This window comes from Pseudomonas sp. (genome assembly GCF_035512415.1).
Taxonomy (GTDB): Bacteria; Pseudomonadota; Gammaproteobacteria; order Pseudomonadales; family Pseudomonadaceae; genus Aquipseudomonas.
In genome coordinates, this window is sequence record NZ_DATKDZ010000038.1 from 583,986 (window position 1) to 605,259 (window position 21,274).

The window sequence follows — 21,274 nt, forward strand, 5'->3', positions numbered from 1 at the left end:
CAGCGGGTCAGTGAATCAGACCGACGCGGGAGAAATTGGGCAGGTTGCGCGACTTGGGATCGGGCCAGCTCATCCATACCGCGAAGGCTTTGCCGACGATATTCTGATCCGGCACCATGCCCCACAGGGGTCTTGGAATAGCCGGATCATTCCAGTAGCGACTGTCGTTGGAGTTGTCGCGGTTGTCGCCCATCATAAAGTAATGCCCTTGCGGCACGACCCACTCGCGACCCGGTTCAACCCGGTAACGCTTCATTTCCTTACGGATCTGGTGCTCGGCCTCGCCCAGTTTCTCGCTATACAGCACTGCGCTGCCCAGGCTACCCGGTTCTTCGCCCAGTAATTGCTGGGCCACCGGCTCACCGTTGATAAACAGGCGCTTATCGCTGCTGTAGGCCACATGGTCGCCAGCCAGGCCGACTACACGCTTGATGTAGTTGATATTGGGCTCGCTGGGGTAGCGAAACACCATCACATCGCCGCGCTGCGGGTCACCCACCTCGATCACCTTGGTATCAAGCACCGGCAAGCGGATGCCGTAGGCGAACTTGTTGACCAGGATAAAGTCGCCCACTTCCAGAGTCGGTTTCATCGAACCCGAGGGGATCTGGAACGGCTCGACCAGAAAGGAGCGCAACACCAGGACGATGGCCAGAACCGGGAAAAAGGACTTGCCGTACTCGACCAGCAACGGCTCCTTGTTCAGCCGATCCACCACCGCGTCATCGGGCTCGCCGACCTGCCCATGGTAGTTAGCAATGGCTGCTCGCCGGCGCGGGGCCAGAAAGATCAGATCGAACAGCGCCAGCGCGCCACAGACAGCGACAGCGATAACCAGCAACAGCGGGAAATTTAGCGACATAGGACCTAACTATCCAACCTGAGCACGGCGAGGAAGGCTTCTTGTGGAATTTCCACGTTACCGACCTGCTTCATCCTTTTCTTACCGGCCTTCTGCTTTTCCAGCAGCTTGCGTTTACGGCTCACGTCACCGCCGTAGCATTTGGCCAGCACGTTCTTTCTGAGCGCTTTGACAGTGGTCCGCGCCACAATTTGCCCGCCAATGGCGGCCTGGATTGCCACATCGAACATCTGCCGCGGGATCAGTTCTTTCATCTTCTCGGTCAACGCACGACCTTTGTAGTGCGCGTTGTCACGATGCACGATCAACGCCAGGGCGTCGACCTTCTCGCCGTTGATCAGCACGTCCAGCTTGACCAGATTAGCCGACTGATAGCGATCAAAGTGATAATCCAGCGAGGCATAGCCACGGCTGGTCGACTTCAAGCGGTCGAAGAAGTCCAGCACCACCTCGTTCATCGGCAGGTCGTAGGTCACCTGCACCTGGGAGCCGAGGAACAGCATGTCGTGCTGTATGCCACGCTTCTCGATGCACAGGGTAATCACGTTGCCCAGATGCTCCTGCGGCACCAGGATATTGGCGCGCACGATAGGCTCGCGCATATCTTCAATCGACGAAAGATCCGGCAGTTTCGATGGGTTATCGACGTAGATCGTTTCGCCAGTCTTGAGCAACAGCTCGAAAATTACCGTCGGCGCGGTGGTGATCAGGTCCAGGTCGTATTCGCGCTCCAGGCGCTCCTGGATGATCTCCATATGCAGCATACCGAGGAAGCCGCAGCGGAAGCCAAAGCCCAGTGCATCCGAACTTTCCGGGGTGTATTGCAAGGATGAGTCATTCAGCGTGAGCTTTTGCAGGGCTTCGCGGAAGTCTTCAAAATCGTCGGAGCTGACCGGAAACAGACCAGCATAGACCTGTGGCTGAATACGCTTGAAACCCGGCAACACATCGACATCAGGTGTGGCAGCCAGGGTCAGAGTGTCGCCCACCGGCGCGCCATGAATATCCTTGATACCGGCGATGATAAAGCCCACTTCGCCGGCCTTCAGATCAACCGTGGCGCTGTGCTTGGGATTGAACACACCGACGCTGTCCACCAGGTGGATCTTGCCGGTGGATTTGACCAGCACCTTGTCGCCCTTCTTGATCCGCCCGTGGCGTACCCGTACCAAAGACACGACGCCGAGGTAATTGTCGAACCAGGAGTCGATGATCAGGGCCTGCAGCGGTGCCTCGATATCACCGGTTGGCGCGGGAATGGTCTGCACCAGGCGCTCAAGCACCTCATCGACACCCAGGCCGGTCTTGGCGCTGCAGGTCACCGCATCGGTGGCATCGATACCGATGATCTTCTCGATTTCTTCTTTAACCCGGTCCGGGTCGGCCTGAGGCAGATCGATCTTGTTCAACACCGGCATGACCTCGAGGCCCTGCTCGATGGCGGTGTAGCAGTTGGCGACCGACTGCGCCTCGACACCCTGACCGGCATCGACCACCAGCAAAGCACCTTCGCAGGCCGCCAGAGAACGGCTGACTTCGTAGGTGAAGTCGACGTGCCCTGGGGTGTCGATAAAGTTCAGCTGGTAGGTGATGCCATCTTTGGCCTTGTAGTAGAGCGTAACGCTATGGGCCTTGATGGTGATGCCGCGTTCACGCTCCAGGTCCATGGAGTCCAGCACCTGGGCCTCCATTTCACGGTCGGCCAGGCCGCCACACATCTGGATAAAACGGTCAGCCAGAGTCGACTTGCCATGGTCAATGTGGGCAATGATGGAGAAATTGCGGATATGACTCAAATCACTCACGGGTCAACACTCAAAAAGGCCGCAGGCGACTGCCCGCCGAAAATAGCCGCGAATTGTACCCGATTGGCGGCTGGCGGTCACCCGGCGAACAATTGCGCACCATGCAAAAGGGGCGGCCTAAGCCGCCCCTCCCGTTCAGGCACTGGGTAATCAGTCAGCCAGCTTGAAGGTGATAAAGCTGGCGCGCCCCTGACGCAGAACACGCATTGATACCGAGCGATTCTTTGGCAGCGCCTGGGCAACGGCGGCAAAAGTTTTCGCCGAATCGATGGCCTGATTGTTCAGGTGGGTGATCACATCCCCCGGACGCAAGCCGATCAGGGCCGCAGGCCCCTCCTGCACTTCGGAAATCACCACACCGCCTTTCAGATCCAGACTCTTCTTCTGCTCGGCGGTCAGCTCGACAACCTTGACACCTAAACGGTTACTGCTGCGCTCGACACCCGGAGCGGCAGCACTGGCCAGGGCTTCACCATCTTCCGGCAGCGCCCCCACCGCCAGCTTGAGCTTCTTGCGCGCGCCATCACGCACCACATCCAGCTCAGCCACGCTACCAGGTTTCAAAGCCCCCACACGGTGTGGCAGGTCCGCCGACATGATGATCGGCTTGCCATCCAGATTGAGGATCACATCCCCCACCTGCAGGCCACCCTTGGCTGCCGGACCATCTTCCAGCACTTGGGCGACCAGGGCACCGGCTGGCCGCTCCAGCCCAAAGGACTCGGCCAGGTCCTTGTTCACTTCCTGAATCACCACACCCAGCCAGCCGCGACTGACCTTGCCATCGCTCTTGAGCTGATCCGCCACATCCAGCGCCACACTCATGGGAATGGCGAAAGACAGCCCCATAAAACCACCGGAGCGGGTGAAGATCTGCGAGTTGATACCCACCACTTCACCGGACAGATTAAACAGCGGACCACCGGAATTACCCGGATTGATCGCCACATCGGTCTGAATAAAGGGCACATAGCTTTCATTGGGCAGGCTGCGCCCCTTGGCGCTGACAATGCCGGCCGTCACCGAGTGATCGAAGCCGAAGGGCGAGCCGATCGCCAGCACCCACTCGCCGACTTTGAGGTCTTCCGACTTGCCCAGCTTGACGGTTGGCAAGCCCTCACCCTCAACCTTGAGCAAGGCCACATCGCTGCGCGGGTCGGTACCAACCAGCTTGGCCTCCAGCTCGCTGCGATCAGACAGGCGCACGATGATTTCATCGGCATCGGCAATCACGTGGTTATTGGTCAGCACATAGCCGTCGGCCGAAATGATAAAGCCCGAACCCAGGGACTGGGCCTCACGCTGGCGGCCGCCACCGGGGCTGCGCGGCACCTGCGGAATATTACGCTCGAAGAACTCGCGAAACATCGGCGGCAGTCCTTCCAGATCAGGCACATTCAACTGCCCACTCCCAGCCACCGCCCGCTCCGACATTTTCTGCCGGGTACTGATATTGACGACCGCTGGCGAAGCCTGCTCAACCAGTTCGGTAAAATCAGGCAGGTTCGCCTGCGCGACCAGCGCCTGCCCCATCAACAACAAAGCGCAAAGCGCGGTAAACGACGTTTTCAAGCCAGGCATCGACATACAACTCCCCATCGAAACAAGCAAAAGACCTAAGACGTGACGGCGGCACCTGCCAGCAAGGCACGCAGCACCACCGGCTGCAAAGCCGGATCACCAGCCGTATGACGACTGCGCCAGCGCACCGCCAGACAGGCAAGGAAAAGACCGAACAGGGCACTGAAAATCACCAACGGCTCACTCAAGGCCAGCTGTTCGGCCAGCACCCCGGCCGCGAACAGACCCAACAAGGGCACCAGATAGACCAGCAAGGAGCCCCGCACCAGCAGATCCTCGCGGACACCTATAACCACGGCATCCCCCACCTCAAGACGCAGGTCGGACAATGCCCGGACATAGCCGCGCCGACCACCCGCACCAAGCTGATCAAGCAACCCCTGGCCGCAACCGGCCTTGACCGAACAACTGGAGCAGGTGCTCTTGCGCAGGGTTTCCACCCATACCGCACCGGCCTCTACGGCCACTACCCGCCCCCGCTCTTCGATCACGGCTCAGCCTGCGACTCGGTCATACGCATCGACAAGGCAATACGCTCGGCCGTACCCAGGGGAATCTCGCCCACCACGGTAACCATTACATCGCCATCACTGGTTTTCAAGCGCCGAGAAACGGCAACGGTGGGGCCAAGCTGAGTACGCAGGTCTTCAACCGCCGCACCACGTAGCGGCTCCATAAACACCGAGAAGCGCGCCAAACCATCACCATAAACCTGACAGGCCACGGGCTCATCGGAGGCCGGGCTGCGCCGTACGGTGGTGGAGTTCAGGCTGAAACCTGGCGGCAACCATTCGGAGGTCCAGGCATCGGTAGTTACCGGCTGCGCCGCAGGCAAGCGCACAGGCCGACAGCCAACACCCGGCTCGAGCATCTCGGCGACAGGCGCAGCGGTATCAAAATGAGTGAACTGAAAACGCTCCAGCAACTGCCCCTTGTCATTCAGCAGCAAGGATTTCAAGGGCAGCGCCGTCTTCTGATCGAGGTGCAGTTCGATGCCGTAGCGATGCTGATCCCGCGGCACCAGAGCCAATACCACGGTAGCGCGGCCAGCCACGCGGGACTTGCCCAGTACGCTCAGGGTGTACCACTGCCCCAGCTGCTCGGCATTCAGCTCACGCGCCGGCCACAACTGACTGTCCACTAGCTGATCGGCCAGAGCACCGCTGGCGCAGCTAACACGCCCATCGACCCGCAGCACTTCCTGCGCAGAACCATCGAGCTGCAACAGACGCTCACGCAGCGTGCCGCCCTCCTCAACCCGGTGCCAGATGCTGTGGGTTGAAAAACTGCCGTTACGCTCGTAGACAAAGGCTCCCTGAAAGTTCTGGCTGCGTTCAGCTGCGGCCAAACGCTGCAACCAGGCCTGCGCATCGGTAGCAACAGCAGGCAACGCCAAGCAACTGCCGATCAACAGGACGGCAAAGGGGACAAAGCGCATGCGCCTCCTTAACGACTTTCCAGGCTCGCCGCACGCGCATAGGGCAGCGCGCTATCAGTCGATTTCATCGCAGCCTGCTGGGCATGCTGACGCAGATATGCCGGCAACCGCTGCTCATGCCAGCCAGGCTGCCCCTGACCAACTGCACTGGCAGCCGGAGCGGTCTCATCCGCCGCCGTATTGAAGCCCGCCAGCATGGCGGCCCCACTCACTGGCGGCACCAGCGATGGCTGGGTAGCCTGCTGCGCCAACTGAGCCCCGGCCAGTTCATCCTGATTGTACAAGCGCACACCAGCCAATACGGCCAGGGTAACCGAAGCAGCGACCGCAAGGCGACCGATAGAACGCCACGAACCAGCAGGTTTGGCAGCCGTCACTGGCAACGCCTCATCGGCCAATGTGGCAGAAACCGCGGCAGCGATATCAAGGTGCGGCTCTAGCAACTCCTTGTGCATCACCGCCCGGGCAATCTGGTAACGCGACCAGGTTGCACGCAACTCGGGATCATCACTGGCTGCAAGGACCCGACGCACTTCCAGTTCGTCGGCTTCGTTATCCATTACCGCGGACAGTGATTCCTGTAAGGTTTCACGACTCATAGCGGTTCCTCTCTTTGGCTGACGCCGCTGTCTCAGGCATCCTGCAACAAGGGCTGCAGGGATCTGTCGATGGCCTCGCGAGCGCGAAAGATCCGCGATCGCACAGTACCAACTGGACACTGCATCACGCTCGCAATGTCTTCGTAACTCAGACCATCAAATTCACGCAAGGTTAGCGCCGTACGTAAATCTTCTGGCAACTGCTCAATACTGCGATGCACTGTGGCCTCTATCTCATCACGTAGCAAGGCGCGTTCCGGTGACTCGATATCCTTGAGGGCATGATCACCATCATAGAACTCGGCATCCTCGGCGCTCACATCACTATCAGGAGGTCGCCGACCGCGCGACACCAGATGATTTTTCGCCGTGTTAATGGCGATGCGGTACAGCCAGGTATAAAAAGCACTGTCTCCGCGAAAGTTCCCCAACGCCCGATAGGCCTTGACGAACGCCTCCTGCGCCACATCCTGTGCTTCATGGGTGTCATGCACGAAACGCACGATCAACCCGAGAATCTTGTGCTGATACTTCAGCACCAACAGATCGAATGCTCGCTTGTCGCCACGTTGTACGCGCTCAACAAGCTGCTGATCCTCTTCCTGGGCTAGCATGAATACTCCTCGTTAGGTTCGAAGGAGCGTAACGCCAACCAGCGAATCGGTCTGCCAAAGTAGACCCGGGCTTTACGCAAAAGTTCTCTCCTTCAAACGGGTGTCCTGGAGGACTCTTTTCAGTCCTGCACGGAACAGCGCAGCAAGAGGCCTCCCCTGCTGCGCGGATAGTCTGAATCATCTGCAGGCCACATATGGAACTGCAGACCCGTTACGCAAGCGCCTTGCTGCAGGCCGGCTTGCGCTCTAACGACCTACAATGGAACCTGAAATAGCAAAAAAGTTCCCGAGTATCACACTTGGTCATAAGCCGGCTATTGTGCCGTCGCCCCCCTCTATATACTAGAGGCCGCCTCTTGCGGAATCCGGACATGAGCCAACACTACCAACACGACGTTCTGGTCATCGGCAGCGGTGCAGCCGGCCTTACCCTGGCCCTGACCCTGCCAGCCGACTTGCGTATTGCCGTACTCAGCAAAGGCAACCTGTCCAATGGCTCGACCTACTGGGCGCAAGGCGGCGTAGCTGCCGTGCTGGACGACACCGACACGATTGAGTCCCACGTCGCCGACACCCTCAATGCAGGTGGCGGCCTGTGCCGCGAAGATGCCGTGCGTTTTACCGTAGAACATAGTCGCGAGGCCATCCAATGGCTGATCGACCAGGGCGTACCCTTCACCCGCGACGACCAGACCGCCCGCGAAGACGGCGGCTTCGAATTCCACCTGACCCGCGAAGGCGGTCACAGCCACAGGCGCATTATTCATGCCGCCGACGCCACCGGCGCGGCGATTTTCAACACCTTGCTCGAACAGACCAGGCAGCGCAGCAATATCGAACTGCTGGAACAACGGGTGGCGGTCGACCTGATCACCGAGCGCAAACTCGGCCTGGAAGGCCAGCGCTGCCTGGGAGCCTACGTGCTCAACCGCGCCAGCGGCGAGGTCGAGACCTTCAGCGCACGTTTCGTGATTCTTGCCACTGGCGGCGCGGCCAAGGTCTACCTCTACACCAGCAATCCCGACGGAGCCTGCGGCGATGGTATCGCCATGGCCTGGCGCGCCGGCTGCCGGGTCGGCAATCTGGAATTCAACCAGTTCCACCCGACGTGCCTGTACCACCCCCTGGCCAAGAGCTTTCTGGTCACCGAAGCCCTGCGCGGCGAAGGGGCGCTACTCAAGCTACCCAACGGCGAGCGCTTTATGCCACGCTTCGACGAGCGCGCCGAACTGGCTCCGCGCGACATAGTCGCACGCGCCATCGACCATGAGATGAAGCGCCTGGGCGTGGATTGCGTCTATCTGGACATCAGCCATAAACCCGCCGATTTCATCAAGACGCACTTCCCCACCGTTTATGAGCGCTGCCTGGGCTTCGGCATCGATATCACCCGCCAGGCCATTCCGGTGGTACCCGCCGCCCACTACACCTGTGGCGGGGTATTGGTCGACCAGCAAGGGCGCACCGACGTGCCAGGCCTCTACGCCATAGGCGAAACCAGTTTTACGGGCCTGCACGGGGCCAATCGCATGGCCAGCAACTCGCTGCTGGAGTGCTTTGTCTACGCCCGCTCGGCAGCGGCCGATATCCTGCAGCAACTGGAGCAGATCCAGCCGCCCGGCGACCTGCCCGGCTGGGATGCCAGCCAGGTGACCGACTCGGATGAAGACGTGATCATTGCGCACAACTGGGACGAACTGCGGCGTTTTATGTGGGACTACGTTGGCATCGTGCGCACCAACAAGCGCCTGCAGCGGGCCGAGCACCGCGTGCGCCTGCTGCTCGACGAAATTCACGAGTTCTACAGTAACTACAAGGTCAGCCGCGACCTGATCGAGCTGCGCAATCTGGCCCAGGTGGCCGAACTGATGATTCGTTCGGCCATGCTCCGCCACGAAAGCCGCGGCCTGCATTACACCCTCGACTATCCGCAGCTGCTGCCCGAAGCCCACGACACTATATTGGTGCCGCCCACCTACGGCGACTGAACTTCAGGCGCACGCGCAAGCGCCGGTGAGTATCAGCCGGCAAGCTGTCCCGAGCGATGCACAGCGCCCGCACCCGACGCTGCCCGGCCAGACGAAAGCGCAACACGATAATCAGTGGCAACGCCAGGCTGTCCGGGCGCAGCTGGATGGGCTGCCAACCCGCGGCGTCGCTGTATAGCTGCCAACCCTCGGCAACATGGCGCAAAGCGCTGTAGCAACCAGGGCCACGCAGCAACAACTGCCGCGGCACAACCCAGCCGGCATGGGCCAGGCAACACGCCATGCCGAGTCCACGCGCCCACAGCGGTATATCTACCAACCACAGGCTGAGCAGGGCCAGCAGCTGAATCAGGACATAGAAGGCCAGCAACAGCCGCGAGGGCTGCCAGCTGCACTCGAAGACCTCACTTGGGCTGGACACGATCCAGAATCATCCGAACCATGCGCTTGAGATCGGCGTCCTCAGGTTCGTTGCGCTGCATAAACCAGCCGAACATATCCTGATCCTCGCACTCGAGCAGCTTGCGGTAACGCTCGCGATCCTCGGCGTCCAGGTTGGGATAAACCTCCTTGACGAAGGGCACCAGCAGCACATCCAGCTCCAGCATGCCGCGCCGGCTGTGCCAAAAAAGACGATTGAGTTCAACCGAGTCGACCATGGGACTGCTCCTTCAATAAGGCGCGCAGTATAACAGTCCGCCGCACCCTGCCCAGACAGGCGTACGCCGGCGCGCCGTGAGCTTTTTCTTGGCTTTTACTTAAAGCTTGTAGCTTGAGCCTTGCGGCTGCTTTTATGATGGCCCCTAACTTTTAGCCAGCGACCCACTATTGCCCATGGCCGATCCCGCATTTTTCTGCACCCTCAGCCACGAAGGCATCCTCGCCGTGCGCGGCCCGGACGCCAACAAGTTCCTGCAGGGGCAAGTCACCTGCAACCTCAACTATCTGCACGACAAGCACTCCAGCCTGGGCGCACGCTGCACCCCCAAGGGGCGCATGCAGTCGAGCTTTCGCATCGTCCAGGTCAGCGATGGCTACCTGCTGGCGATGGCCGGCGACCTGCTGGCGGCGCAACTGGTGGACCTGCAGAAATATGCCGTATTCAGCAAGTCCAAGCTCGGCGACGAAAGCCCCGCCTGGGTACGCTTTGGCCTGAGTGGCGCAGATGAGGTGTTGCGCGACTTGGGCCTTGACCTCCCCCTTGAGACCGACAGTGTGGCCCAGGCCAACCAGCTGCTGGCCCTGCGCCTGGCCGATGGCCGCGCCGAACTCTGGGCTCCGGCCGAACAGGCCTCTGCCCTGCAGGCGCGACTGGCCAACCAGTTAGCCGAGGCACCGCTCAACGCTTGGCTACTGGCCCAGGTACGAGCCGGCATCGGCCAGGTGCTGGGCAGCACCCGTGAACTGTTTATTCCGCAGATGCTCAACCTGCAGGCCCTGGGCGGCGTCAGCTTCAAGAAAGGCTGCTACACCGGCCAGGAAATCGTCGCGCGCATGCAGTACCTGGGCAAGCTCAAGCGCCGCTTGTACCGCCTAAGCCTGGCCGGCGAACAGCTGCCCGAACCGGCCACTGCACTGTTTTCCCCGGTGCACAACTCCAGTGTCGGCGAGGTCGTGCTGGCCGCCCGCAGCGACAGCGGCATCGAACTGCTCGCGGTGCTGCAGGAAGACGCGGTACAGGATGGTCGCATCCACCTCGGCACGACTGAGGGCCCAGCCCTGAGCCTGCTGGATTTGCCCTATACATTGGATACAAATCGCGAGATTCAGCGCTGATCGTCGCGCGGCACACGTTCTGCGACCCGCTTACTACACTGATTGATAGTCTTTAAAAGAGAATTGCCCATGAGCAAGCTTGCCGAGAAAGTCCAGAGGGAACTGATCCAGGCCATCGACAACGATGAACTGGTGCTGCCGACCCTGCCGGAAGTCGCGCTGAAGGTTCGTGAGGCCGCCGAAGACCCGGATATTGGCATCGCCCAGCTGAGCAAGGTGATCGGCAACGATGCCGCGCTGACCGCGCGCATCGTCAAGGTGGTCAACAGCCCGTTGCTGCGCACCAACAAGGAAATCACCGACCTGCAGATGGCGGTGGCCCGCCTGGGCATCAACTACACCTGCAACCTGGCCACGGGCCTGGCCATGGAGCAGATGTTCCAGGCCACCAGCGACGTAGTTGACCGCAAGATGCGCGAAGTGTGGAACAAGAGCACGGAAATCGCCGGCATCTGCCACGTTCTGTGCAAACACTACACCCGCCTGCTGCCGGACCAAGCGACCCTGGCCGGCCTGGTCCACCAGATCGGCGTACTGCCAATCCTGACCTATGCCGAAGACCACAGCGAACTGCTCGCCGACTCGATCAGCCTCAACCATGTGATCGAGCAGATTCATCCGATCATCGGCGACCGGATCCTGCGTACCTGGGAGTTCCCCGAGCAGATTGCCATGATTCCGAGCCAGTACCTGGACTTCAGTCGCGACAGCGCCAAGGTCGACTATGTCGACATCGTCCAGGTCGCCACCCTGCAGAGTTACCTGGGCAGCGAGCATCCCTACACTCAACTGGACTGGAGCCAGATTCCGGCCTTCCGCAAATTGGGCCTGGACCCGAGCCAGAACCTCAATGACGATGAGGACCTGTCGGCCGCCATGGAAGCTGCCATGAGCATGCTCCAGTAACCCCTCACGCGCATGTAGCCGAATGCAACTAGACTGAGCGCAGTCCCCGCACTTCTGGCATACGGCTTATGCGCACACTGCTGTTATCCGCCCTATTTAGCCTGTTTTTCGCTGGCTTGGCCGCCGCCGAGTCAGTGCGCCTGACCAACGGTGAATGGCCGCCTTACCTAGGCGAACAGCTGCCGCACAAGGGCGTGGCTTCACGCATCGTCGCCGAAGCCTTTGCCCTGCAAGGTGTGACCGTCGATTGGGAGTTCCACCCTTGGGTGCGCTCCCTGCAACTGGCCGAACGCGGCAAACGCGACGGCAGCGCCGTGTGGCTACACAGCGCCGAACGCGAAACGAAATTCTTTATCAGCGACCCCGTGGTGGAAAGCGGTTACTACCTGTTCCACCGCAAGGGCTACAGCTTTGACTGGAAGCAGGTTAGCGACCTGCAAGGCCGGCGCTTGGCTGGCACCCGTGGCTATGACTACGGCGCAGCCTTCCAGCAGGCCGAAGCCAGCGGACAACTGCGAGTCAACCGGGTCACCAGTGATGAAACCGCCTTTCGCCAGCTTCTGGCTGGCCGCGTCGACCTGTTCCCGATGGACAAGGTGGTCGGCTTCGACATGCTGCATCAGCACTTCAGCGCCGCCGAGCGCGCGCAACTGAGCTTTCACCCCACGCCCCTGCGCAGCGACAGCCTGCATCTGCTGCTCTCGCGGCAAGTACCCGGCAATGCCGAGCTGATTGCACGCTTCAACCAGGGCCTGGCGCAACTGCGCGAAAGCGGCAAGGTCGCCCAGTATCTGCTGGAGATCCAGCAGCCGCTCAGCCTGGCACCTTGATTCAAATCCCTGCGCTGACGAATTCGACACGCACCAGCAAGCCCTGCGGCTGCGCCTGATGCAGGCTGATTTCGGCCTGATGCGCCCGGCAGATCTCACCGACAATCGCCAACCCCAACCCCGCCCCTGAGCCTTTGTTGCTGCGCCGATAGAAGCGCGCAAAGACCTTCTCATGCTCATCCGGCGGTATCCCCGGGCCATCGTCCTCAACCTCAAGTACCCCGGCCGGCAAGACCCGCAGAATCACATTGCCGCCTACCGGAGTATGGGCCAGGGCGTTATCCAGCAGATTGCACAGCAGCTCATTGAGCAGGGTCGGCTCGCCGCTGACCCACACCGGTTGTTCGGCTTCCAGCGCCAGGGCGATACCCCGCGCATGCGCCAATGGTGCCAGCGCCATGCCCAGCTCACGGGCCAACTGGCTTAGATCCAGGCGCTGCGCGCCGCCCTCGGCAATCGCCCGCGCGCCACTCTCGATACGCGCCAGGGACAACAGCTGGTTGGCCAGATGGGTGAGCTTGTCAGTGTTCTGCGCAGCCTCCTCCAGGGTGCTGCGCCAAACCTGCGCCTCCTGCGCGCGCAAGCCTAGTTCAACCCGCGCCTTGAGCGCCGCCAGTGGGGTGCGCAGCTCATGGGAGGCATCGGCGATAAATTGCGACTGCCGCTCGAACAAACCGCGCAGACGATCATTGAACTGGTTGAGCGCATCGATCAGCGGGCGCAACTCCCGCGGCATCTGGGTATCCGGTAGCGGCCGCAGATCGTCGCTGGCGCGCGCCGCCACGGTGCGACGCAGGGTTTCCAGCGGGCGCAAGGCGACGGTGACCGCCAGCCACACCAGCAGTAACGCGCTCAAGGACAGCAAGCCCATGCGCAGCAGGGTGCCGAGCAATAGTTCCTGGGCCATGCGCTCGCGCGCGCCCTGGGTCTCCGCCACACGGATCTCGGCCACACCGTTAACCCCCGGCTCGCTGACCGGTTGCAGCAGGCTGACCACCCGCACGCCCTGGTTGCGATATTCGGCATCGTAAAAGTGCGCCAGCGCCGGGTAATCCTCGGTGCGTTTGGTCCCCGGCGGCGGCGGCGGCAGGTCTTCATAACCGGAAACCAGCGCGCCCTGCACATCCAGCACCTGGTAGTAGATGCGCCCAGCACTGTCATAGGCGAAGGTGTCCAGGGCCACATAGGGCACATTGGCGTTCAGCCGCTCGGCCGTGGTGTACAGACCATCGGCAATCGCCCGCGCCGAGGCCAGCAGGGTGCGGTCATAGGCGGTATCGGCGGCCTGCCGGGCGCTCCAGTAAGCACTCAGACTGCTGAGCATCAGGATCAGCGCCAACAGCACCGCCAGCCGCCGCAACAGGCGACCGCGCAAGCTGCCCGACTCGTTGGCCGAGCGCAGCCAGTGCTCACTCACTGACCGCCTCCAGTAGATAGCCGAGACCGCGGAAGGTGACGATCTTCACCCCGCCGCCTTCCAGTTTCTTGCGCAGGCGATGCACGTAGATCTCGATAGCGTCGCTGCTGGCGTCCTCGTCCAGACCAAACACCTGGGCGGCCAGCTGTTCCTTGCTCATTACCCGCCCGGGCCGGGCGATCATCGCCTCCAGCACGGCCTGCTCGCGCGAAGTCAGGGTCAGCAGCGCATCGCCCAGGGTAAAGCGCCGGGTGTCCAGGTCATACAGCAACCTGCCGCAACGCTGCTGCCGCTCGCCGCCGAGCACGCTGCGGCGCAGCAACGCCTTGACCCGCGCTTCCAGCTCACTCAGCTCAAAGGGTTTGGCCAGGTAATCGTCGGCCCCCAGATTGAGGCCATGGACCCGGTCCTTGACCTCGCCGCGGGCCGTCAGCATCAGCACCGGCAAGGTCTTGCCGCGTGCGCGCAGGCGCGCCAGCACCTGAAAGCCATCGAGGCGCGGCAGGCCGATATCGAGGATCGCCAGGGCGTAATCCTCGCTGCTAAGGGCTAAATCGGCGGCCACGCCGTCGTGCAGCATGTCCACGTTCAGCCCGATGCCACGCAGGGCCTGGGCCACGCTTTCAGCCAGGGGCAGATGGTCCTCGACCAGCAGGATTCGCACGGTAATGACACTCCACGAACTTGTTGTTATGTGCCCAGTGTAACGGGGCAAAGGCCGCTACGAACGCCCCAGCAATTTTCTTTCAAGCTGAAAGCCTGGCGAAAGCTTGCACGCCTAGGATCGGTTTCAGGTGGCTCGATCCACCGACCAGAACGGCTAGCGCAGTGGTGCGCCGCCGTGACAAAAACAACAATGGAGACCACAAGATGCTCAACGCATCCCGTCAGGCCCTGGCACCTGCTCACCTGCTCAGCCTAGCCGTAGCCACGGCCCTGCTTGCTCCTGTCGCCCATGCCGACTTCGTGGCTGACAGCAAGGCCAGCCTGACCACCACCAATATCTACCTGAACCGCGATTTCCGCGAAGGTGACGGCCAGAACAAACGCGAAGAATGGGGCCAGAGTTTCTGGCTCGACGTCCAGTCAGGCTACACCGAAGGCACGGTCGGCTTCGGCCTCGATGCTTTGGGCCTGGTTGGGGTCAAACTGGATTCCGGCGGCGGCCGCACCGGCACCGACCTGCTGCCGGTGCAGGACGATGGCGGCACCCCGGATCAGTTCGGCCGCCTGGGCCTGACCGCCAAGGTCAAGCTGTCCGATACCGAGTTCCGCTATGGCTCGCATGTCCCCGAGCTGCCGGTGGTCAAGGCCAGCGACAGCCGCCTGCTGCCCCAGGTGTTCGAGGGCGGCCTGCTGACCTCCTCCGAGATTGACGGCCTGACCTTTACCGGCGGGCGCCTGGACAAGGTGATCGACCGCGCCTCGACCAACTCCGAAGATATCGTCCTCAACAGCAAGAACCGTCGCTTCACCGCCGGCGTGAGTGCCGATCACCTGGACCTGGTCGGCCTCGACTACCAGTTCAACCAGAACCTCAAAGGCCGCTACTTCCATGCCGAGCTGGACGACATCTATCGGCAGAACTTCTTCAACCTGCTGGCCAGCTACCCCATGGGTGGCGGCACCCTGGCCGCCGACCTGCGCCTGATGCTCAGCGACGACTCAGGCCAGGCCAATGCCGGCAAGATCGACAACCGCGCCTTGGGCGGCATGCTCAGCTACGCCCACAGTGGCCACAAACTCAGCCTGGCCTACCAGAAGATGAGCGGCGACACCGGCTACGCCTATATCGACGGCAGCGACCCCTACCTGGTCAACTTCGTGCAGATCAACGACTTCGCCAACCCCGACGAGAAGTCCTGGCAGGCCCGCTACGACTACAATTTCGCCAGTCTCGGCCTGCCCGGCCTGAGTGTCCTCGCCCGTTACATCCGCGGCGACGATGCCACCGTGATCGGCAGCGACAAGAGCGGCGGCGAATGGGAACGCGATCTGGAGCTCAAGTACGTGGTGCAGAGCGGCCCCTTGAAAGATGTTTACGTACGCCTGCGCAACGCCAGCTTCCATTCCGACTTCGCCCGCGATGCGGACGAGAACCGCGTCATCGTCGGCTACACCCTGCCGATTTGGTAAACCACAATAAGAGTTCAGAGGAATACAGCATGAAAACTGCCTTTACCCGTATCGCCCTGGCTACCGCCTGCATGGCCTTCGCCGGCCAACTGCTGGCCGCCGAACCCAAGCGCCCTGAATGTATCGCACCGGCCAAGCCCGGCGGCGGTTTCGACCTGACCTGCAAACTGGCGCAGAGCGGCCTGAAAGACAGCGGCCTGTTGAAAGCACCGATGCGCGTCACCTATATGCCCGGCGGCGTCGGCGCGGTGGCCTACAACGCAGTAATCGCCCAGCGCGCAGATGATCCGGGCACCATCACCGCGTTCTCCAGCGGCTCGTTGCTCAACCTGGCGCAAGGCAAGTTCGGCCGCTACGACGAAACCGGCGTGCGCTGGCTGGCTGCCGTGGGCACCGACTACGGCGCGATCACCGTACGCGCTGACTCGCCCTACCAGAACCTCGATCAGCTGGTACAAGCGCTGAAGAAAGACCCGTCGAGCATCGTCTTCGGTGCCGGTGCCACCATCGGCGGCCAGGACTGGATGCAGACCGCGCTGATCGCCCGCCTGGCTGGCATTGATCCGAAAAACCTGCGTTACGTGGCCTTCGAAGGCGGCGGCGAGACCCTCACCGCCATGCTCGGCGGCCATGTCCAGGTCACCTCTAGCGGCCTGGGCGAAGTCACTCCGCAGCTGGCGGCGAAGAAAGTACGCATCCTCGCCGTGCTCTCCGATGAACGTCTGCCAGGCAAGCTGGCCGATATCCCCACCGCCAAGGAACAGGGCTACGACATCAGCTGGCCGGTGATCCGCGGCTTCTATATGGGCCCAGAGGTCAGCGACGAGCAGTACAACTGGTGGAAACAGCAATTCGACAGCCTGCTCGCCCGTGAAGACTTCGCCACCCTGCGTGAACAGCGCGACCTGCTGCCGCTGTCGGTCACCGGCGACGAGCTGAAAGCCTTGGTCTTCAAGCAAGTTGAGGAATACAAGGCGCTGGCTGGCGAGTTCGGCCTGATGCAGTAACGCGCACGCCGCAATTCGTAGGATGGGTTGAGCGCAGCGATACCCATCAATGGGGGCTGTGCGATGGGTATCGCGATGCTCAACCCATCCTACGGTTCCACGGTCTTTCCCTGACCCTCGACTAGGTAATCCGCCATGTACGTTCGCCTGTTCGCCGCGAGCTGGCTGCTGTTTTGCGCCGTTCTCGCCGTCATTGCCTGGGGCTTCCAGGCACCCTTCGCCTATGACCCGGTAGGGCCGCGCGCCTATCCGTTGCTGCTGCTCAGCCTGATGGCCGCTGGCAGCCTGTGGTTGGTATTCAAGCCCGGCCTGCTTGAGCAGACGCTGAATACCCACGCTGCCGTGCGCGCTGTGCTGTGCGTGCTAGCCCTGCTGGCCTATGCGCTACTGTTCGAAGTGCTCGGCTTCGTCATCAGCACCACGCTGGCCACCTTTGCCCTTGGCCTACTGTTTACCGGTCGCCCGCTGCCCTGCGCCATCAGCGCCGTGCTGATGGGTGTGCTGCTGTACAGCCTGTTTGATTATCTGCTGGATGTGCCGCTGCCCCTCGGCCTGTTCGAAGCCTTCGTGGAGAGCTGAAAATGGAAACCCTGAATTTCTTGATGCAAGGCTTCGAAGTCGCCACCCGACCGGAAAACCTTTTGGTGGCCTTGTTCGGTGCCTTTGTCGGCACCATCGTCGGCTTATTGCCTGGCCTGGGCCCAATCAATGGCGTGGCGCTGCTGCTGCCGCTGGCCTTTGCCCTTGGCCTGTCACCGGAAACCGCACTGATCCTGCTCGCCGCCGTGTACCTGGGCTGTGAATACGGCGGACGTATCTCCGCGATTCTGCTCAACGTACCGGGCGACGCCGCAGCGGTGATGACCACCCTCGACGGCTACCCACTCGCCCGTCAGGGCAAGGCCGGCATCGCCCTGTCGCTGTCGGCAGTCAGCTCGTTTATCGGCAGCATGATCGCCACCTGCGGCGTGGTGCTGTTCGCCCCAATCCTGGCGAAATGGGCGGTGGCCTTTGGCCCGGCCGAATATTTCGTACTGATGATTTTCGCCATCGCCTGCCTCGGCGGCATGGTCGGCGACAAACCGGTAAAAACCCTGATGGCCGCCTTGATCGGCCTGGCCCTGGCCACGGTTGGGGTGGACTCGACCACCGGCGTCTACCGCTTCACCTTCGGCAGCGTCAGCCTGTCTGACGGTATCCAGTTCGTGATCGTGGTGATCGGCTTCTTCAGCGTCAGTGAAGTGCTGCTGATGCTGGAAAAAACCCACAACGGCCAGAAAGCCGTGAAGGCCAGCGGCCGCTTGCTGTTCAACTTCAAGGAGTTCTGCTTCACCTTCTGGACCATGGTGCGCAGCGCTGTAGCCGGTTTTGTCATCGGCGTACTGCCAGGTGCCGGTGCCACCATCGCCAGCGCCATGACCTATATGACTGAAAAGCGCATGGCCGGCCCAAGCGGCAAGTTCGGCGAAGGCGACCTGCGCGGCCTGGCCGCACCGGAAGCGGCTAACAACGCCTCGGCCTGCGGCTCGTTGATTCCCATGCTGACCCTCGGCGTACCGGGCTCGGGCACCACCGCGGTAATGATTGGCGCACTGACGCTGTACAACATCACCCCTGGCCCGCTGCTGTTCGAACAGCAACCGGACGTGGTCTGGGGCCTGATCGCCTCGCTGTTTATCGGCAACGTGATTCTGCTGGTGATGAACATTCCACTGGTTGGCCTGTTCGCCCGCATGCTCAGCGTACCCAACTGGGTGCTGGTGCCGGCGATCACCGTGATCAGCATGGTCGGCGTCTACGCGGTGCACAGCACCACCTTCGACCTGGTGCTGATGATTGGCCTCGGCGTATTCGGCTATATCCTGCGCAAGCTGGACTTCCCACTGTCAGCGCTGATCCTCGGCTTCGTCCTTGGTGAGCTGATGGAAGACAACCTGCGCCGCGCCCTGTCGATCTCCGCTGGCGAGCTGAGCATCCTCTGGAACAGCCCGATCAGCCTGTGCCTGTGGGCACTCACCGCGCTGATGCTGGCTCTGCCGGGCCTACGCTGGTGGCGTGCGCGTCGTGCCACGCAGCTGGCCAATGCCTAAGCTGCCTGTGCTCACCAGCTGGCAAAGCTGGTGGGCCACGCCCCTGGTCGGCCTGTTAGGCGGCTATCTGGCCAGCCTGATCGGCTGGCCTTTGCCGTGGATGATCGGCTCGCTGCTGGCGGTGATCGCCGTACGCTGCAGCGGCTGGCTGGTGACTGAAATACCGGGTGGGCGTAAGACCGGCCAGTGGCTGGTATCCAGCGCCATCGGCCTGCACTTTACCGGCGAGGTCATGGGCCAGTTGCTCGACCACTTCGGCGTGATCATCGCCGGAGCCCTGGGCACCCTGCTGCTCAGCCTGATCGGTATTCTCATCCTGCGCCGGGCCGGCCTGGACCGCGCCACGGCATTCTTTGCCAGCATGCCCGGCGGTGCCAGCGAGATGGTCAACCTGGCCCTGCGGCATGATGCCGAAACCGCCAAGGTCGCCGCCGCCCACAGCCTGCGCTTGCTGATGGTGGTGCTGCTGATTCCGGCGATCTTCACCTGGAGCCTGCCGCCCATTGCACCACCAGAGCCGGCAGCAGTGAGCTGGCCCTGGCTGGCACTGCTGCTACCCGCCGGCGCGCTATTGGCCTGGTTGTGGGGGCGGTTGGGTCAACCCAACCCGTGGATGCTCGGCCCACTGACCGTCTGCGCAGTAGCCAGCGTGACCTTCGACCTGCACCTCGGTTTGCCCGACGGCCTCGGCCAGCTTGGCCAATGGCTGATCGGCTGCGCCCTGGGCTGTCACTTCGACCGCGCCTTCTTTCGCAACGCGCCGGGGTTTCTCGCCCGCATTGTGCTGTTCACCCTGCTGGCCATGCTCAGCGCCGCCCTGCTGGCCGAAGGCCTGGGCTGGCTGGCCAGCGAGGATCAGACCTCACTGACCCTGGGCATGATGCCCGGCGGCATCACCGAGCTGTGCCTGACCGCCGAAGCCCTGCACCTCTCGGTGGCACTGGTCACCGCGCTGCAGGTGCTGCGGCTGTTTCTGGTGATGTTTCTCGCCGAGCCCTTGTTCAGGCTCTGGCAACGCAGCGGATAACGCAGGCATGCCCACGTCGCTATGCGACTATCAGGTTAATTTCGACCACGTTTAGCCCGCCTTGTGCGGGCTCTTTTTGCCTGTAGCGCGGCAGTTTTTGTTTAACAGATATGTCCGCGGCCACGCAGACGCATGCCTCAGAGGTACTCTCAGGCCTGGTCTAACAGGCTGTTGAAAAACGTAGGCGAGGCAGGCAAGACAAGGCAAAAACGGCCGAAAAAGCGGAGTTTACGTGCTGTAAATGAGCATTTTGAGGCCGTTTTTAACGCAGTATTGCCAACGCAGGTAGTTTTTCAACGGCCTGCTAACGAGGTATCCAACATGAGCACACTGCGCTGGCCCACCGTGAAACCCCTGCTGCTATTGCTCTGCCTGAGCCTGCTGGTCACGGCCTGCAGCCGCATCGGCCTGGCCTATCGCAACCTGGACTGGCTGGTGCCCTGGCGGCTCAACGACTACCTGAGCCTCGACAGTCAGCAGCAGGCCTGGCTCAAACCCCGCCTGCAAGCGCATCTGCAATGGCACTGCAGCGCCGAGTTGCCGCGTTATATCGACTGGCTGCAAACCACCGAGAGCATCCTCACCCAGCCGCAGCCGGACAGCGCTCAGCTGCTTGAGCAATTTGCCCAGTTCGATGTCGCACTCAAACGCATCAGCGTCGAGATCACCCCCACCGCCATCGAACTGCTGCAGGGCCTGAGCGAGCAGCAGGTCAGCGAGTTCTACGCCGCCCTCGACGAAGACAATCAGGAAGATCGTCAGGACTTTCTCGACCCGCCCCTGGCCACCCAGATCAGCGAGCGCCAGACGCGCATGCAGGAACGTCTGCGACCCTGGCTCGGTCGTCTGAACAGTGCCCAGACAGCGCATATCGCCGACTGGGCCAATGGCCTCGGCGAACAGAACCGTCTGTGGCTGGAAAACCGCCAACTGTGGCAGACGCAGCTGCGCAAGACCCTCGCCGAACGCGACAGCGCCGACTTCGCCGAACAGCTGACCCGCCTGCTGCAACAACGCGAGCGCTTTTACAGCGCTGAGTACCGCGCCAGTTATGGCCGCTCACGCCAGGCGCTGGCCACGCTGTTCAGCCAGCTACTCAACAGCAGCGACGAGGCCCAGCGCGAACGCCTGAATCACCGCCTGCGCGACCTGCGCAGAGACCTTGCCGAGCAGCAGTGCAACGCCGCTTAACAGCCTG

21 protein-coding genes are annotated in these 21,274 nt (G+C 61.8%); 10 read left to right on the forward strand and 11 right to left on the reverse strand.

Annotated features, from left to right (window positions below; all coding sequences use genetic code 11):
* Positions 1-7: 7 nt before the first annotated feature.
* From lepB to rpoE, 7 genes are all read right to left on the reverse strand, one after another.
* Positions 8-862 (reverse strand): signal peptidase I, encoded by an 855-nt coding sequence (gene lepB, locus VMP31_RS19950; protein ID WP_325509432.1) that lies wholly within the window; start codon positions 860-862, stop codon positions 8-10.
* A 5-nt stretch (positions 863-867) separates the two neighbouring features.
* On the reverse strand, positions 868-2,667 hold the full coding sequence (gene lepA / locus VMP31_RS19955) for a translation elongation factor 4 (RefSeq protein WP_325509433.1): 1,800 nt from the start codon (positions 2,665-2,667) through the stop codon (positions 868-870).
* 150 nt (positions 2,668-2,817) lie between these two features.
* Positions 2,818-4,248, reverse strand: coding sequence for a DegQ family serine endoprotease (locus VMP31_RS19960; protein WP_325509434.1), 1,431 nt, complete (start codon positions 4,246-4,248; stop codon positions 2,818-2,820).
* Between the two features lie 35 nt (positions 4,249-4,283).
* Positions 4,284-4,739, reverse strand: coding sequence for a SoxR reducing system RseC family protein (locus tag VMP31_RS19965; protein WP_325509435.1), 456 nt, complete (start codon positions 4,737-4,739; stop codon positions 4,284-4,286).
* Positions 4,736-5,686, reverse strand: a complete 951-nt coding sequence (locus VMP31_RS19970) for a MucB/RseB C-terminal domain-containing protein (RefSeq protein ID WP_325509436.1) — start codon at positions 5,684-5,686, stop codon at positions 4,736-4,738. Before VMP31_RS19970 ends, VMP31_RS19965 begins: the two co-directional genes overlap by 4 nt.
* Before the next feature lie 8 nt (positions 5,687-5,694).
* The gene (locus VMP31_RS19975; RefSeq protein ID WP_325509437.1) at positions 5,695-6,285 is read right to left on the reverse strand and encodes a sigma-E factor negative regulatory protein; all 591 of its coding nucleotides are present in this window, start codon (positions 6,283-6,285) and stop codon (positions 5,695-5,697) included.
* A 32-nt stretch (positions 6,286-6,317) separates the two neighbouring features.
* Positions 6,318-6,899: an RNA polymerase sigma factor RpoE gene (gene rpoE, locus VMP31_RS19980; protein ID WP_325509438.1), complete on the reverse strand. Its 582-nt coding sequence runs from the start codon at positions 6,897-6,899 to the stop codon at positions 6,318-6,320.
* Positions 6,900-7,270: 371 nt separating this feature from the next.
* Here rpoE and nadB point away from each other — a divergent pair, with 371 nt between their 5' ends.
* Positions 7,271-8,887 (forward strand): L-aspartate oxidase, encoded by a 1,617-nt coding sequence (gene nadB / locus VMP31_RS19985; RefSeq protein WP_325509439.1) that lies wholly within the window; start codon positions 7,271-7,273, stop codon positions 8,885-8,887.
* Here the strand turns inward: nadB and VMP31_RS19990 are convergent.
* Both VMP31_RS19990 and VMP31_RS19995 read right to left on the reverse strand, forming a co-directional pair.
* Complete coding sequence (locus VMP31_RS19990; RefSeq protein ID WP_325509440.1) at positions 8,856-9,308, reverse strand: protein YgfX; 453 nt, start codon at positions 9,306-9,308, stop codon at positions 8,856-8,858. The genes nadB and VMP31_RS19990 overlap by 32 nt on opposite strands.
* Entirely contained in the window at positions 9,292-9,546 is a 255-nt protein-coding gene (locus tag VMP31_RS19995; RefSeq protein ID WP_325509441.1) for a succinate dehydrogenase assembly factor 2, read from the reverse strand. The genes VMP31_RS19990 and VMP31_RS19995 overlap by 17 nt, the downstream gene beginning before the upstream one ends.
* A 175-nt stretch (positions 9,547-9,721) precedes the next feature.
* On the opposite strand from VMP31_RS19995, the gene VMP31_RS20000 reads away from it, so the two are divergent.
* The 3 genes from VMP31_RS20000 (at position 9,722) to VMP31_RS20010 (ending at position 12,399) form a co-directional block, all read left to right on the forward strand.
* The gene (locus VMP31_RS20000; RefSeq protein ID WP_325509442.1) at positions 9,722-10,663 is read left to right on the forward strand and encodes a folate-binding protein YgfZ; all 942 of its coding nucleotides are present in this window, start codon (positions 9,722-9,724) and stop codon (positions 10,661-10,663) included.
* Positions 10,664-10,732: 69 nt separating this feature from the next.
* The gene (locus VMP31_RS20005) at positions 10,733-11,569 is read left to right on the forward strand and encodes an HDOD domain-containing protein (RefSeq protein ID WP_325509443.1); all 837 of its coding nucleotides are present in this window, start codon (positions 10,733-10,735) and stop codon (positions 11,567-11,569) included.
* A 68-nt stretch (positions 11,570-11,637) separates the two neighbouring features.
* Positions 11,638-12,399, forward strand: coding sequence for a substrate-binding periplasmic protein (locus VMP31_RS20010; RefSeq protein ID WP_325509444.1), 762 nt, complete (start codon positions 11,638-11,640; stop codon positions 12,397-12,399).
* Between the two features lies 1 nt (position 12,400).
* On the opposite strand, the gene VMP31_RS20015 is transcribed toward VMP31_RS20010, so the two are convergent.
* Positions 12,401-13,816 (reverse strand): sensor histidine kinase, encoded by a 1,416-nt coding sequence (locus VMP31_RS20015; RefSeq protein ID WP_325509445.1) that lies wholly within the window; start codon positions 13,814-13,816, stop codon positions 12,401-12,403.
* On the reverse strand, positions 13,809-14,480 hold the full coding sequence (locus VMP31_RS20020) for a response regulator (protein ID WP_325509446.1): 672 nt from the start codon (positions 14,478-14,480) through the stop codon (positions 13,809-13,811). Before VMP31_RS20020 ends, VMP31_RS20015 begins: the two co-directional genes overlap by 8 nt.
* A gap of 206 nt (positions 14,481-14,686) precedes the next feature.
* Here VMP31_RS20020 and VMP31_RS20025 point away from each other — a divergent pair, with 206 nt between their 5' ends.
* The 6 genes from VMP31_RS20025 (at position 14,687) to VMP31_RS20050 (ending at position 21,267) form a co-directional block, all read left to right on the forward strand.
* Positions 14,687-15,952, forward strand: coding sequence for an OprD family porin (locus VMP31_RS20025; RefSeq protein WP_325509447.1), 1,266 nt, complete (start codon positions 14,687-14,689; stop codon positions 15,950-15,952).
* Positions 15,953-15,981: 29 nt separating this feature from the next.
* Positions 15,982-16,959, forward strand: coding sequence for a tripartite tricarboxylate transporter substrate binding protein (locus tag VMP31_RS20030; RefSeq protein WP_325509448.1), 978 nt, complete (start codon positions 15,982-15,984; stop codon positions 16,957-16,959).
* A 135-nt stretch (positions 16,960-17,094) separates the two neighbouring features.
* The gene (locus VMP31_RS20035; RefSeq protein ID WP_325509449.1) at positions 17,095-17,538 is read left to right on the forward strand and encodes a tripartite tricarboxylate transporter TctB family protein; all 444 of its coding nucleotides are present in this window, start codon (positions 17,095-17,097) and stop codon (positions 17,536-17,538) included.
* A gap of 2 nt (positions 17,539-17,540) precedes the next feature.
* Entirely contained in the window at positions 17,541-19,049 is a 1,509-nt protein-coding gene (locus VMP31_RS20040; protein WP_325509450.1) for a tripartite tricarboxylate transporter permease, read from the forward strand.
* Positions 19,042-20,076, forward strand: coding sequence for an AbrB family transcriptional regulator (locus VMP31_RS20045; RefSeq protein ID WP_325509451.1), 1,035 nt, complete (start codon positions 19,042-19,044; stop codon positions 20,074-20,076). Before VMP31_RS20040 ends, VMP31_RS20045 begins: the two co-directional genes overlap by 8 nt.
* Before the next feature lie 321 nt (positions 20,077-20,397).
* Positions 20,398-21,267 carry a DUF6279 family lipoprotein gene (locus tag VMP31_RS20050; RefSeq protein WP_325509452.1) on the forward strand — a complete coding sequence of 290 codons (870 nt, stop codon included), beginning with the start codon at positions 20,398-20,400 and terminating at the stop codon, positions 21,265-21,267.
* Positions 21,268-21,274: the final 7 nt, after the last annotated feature.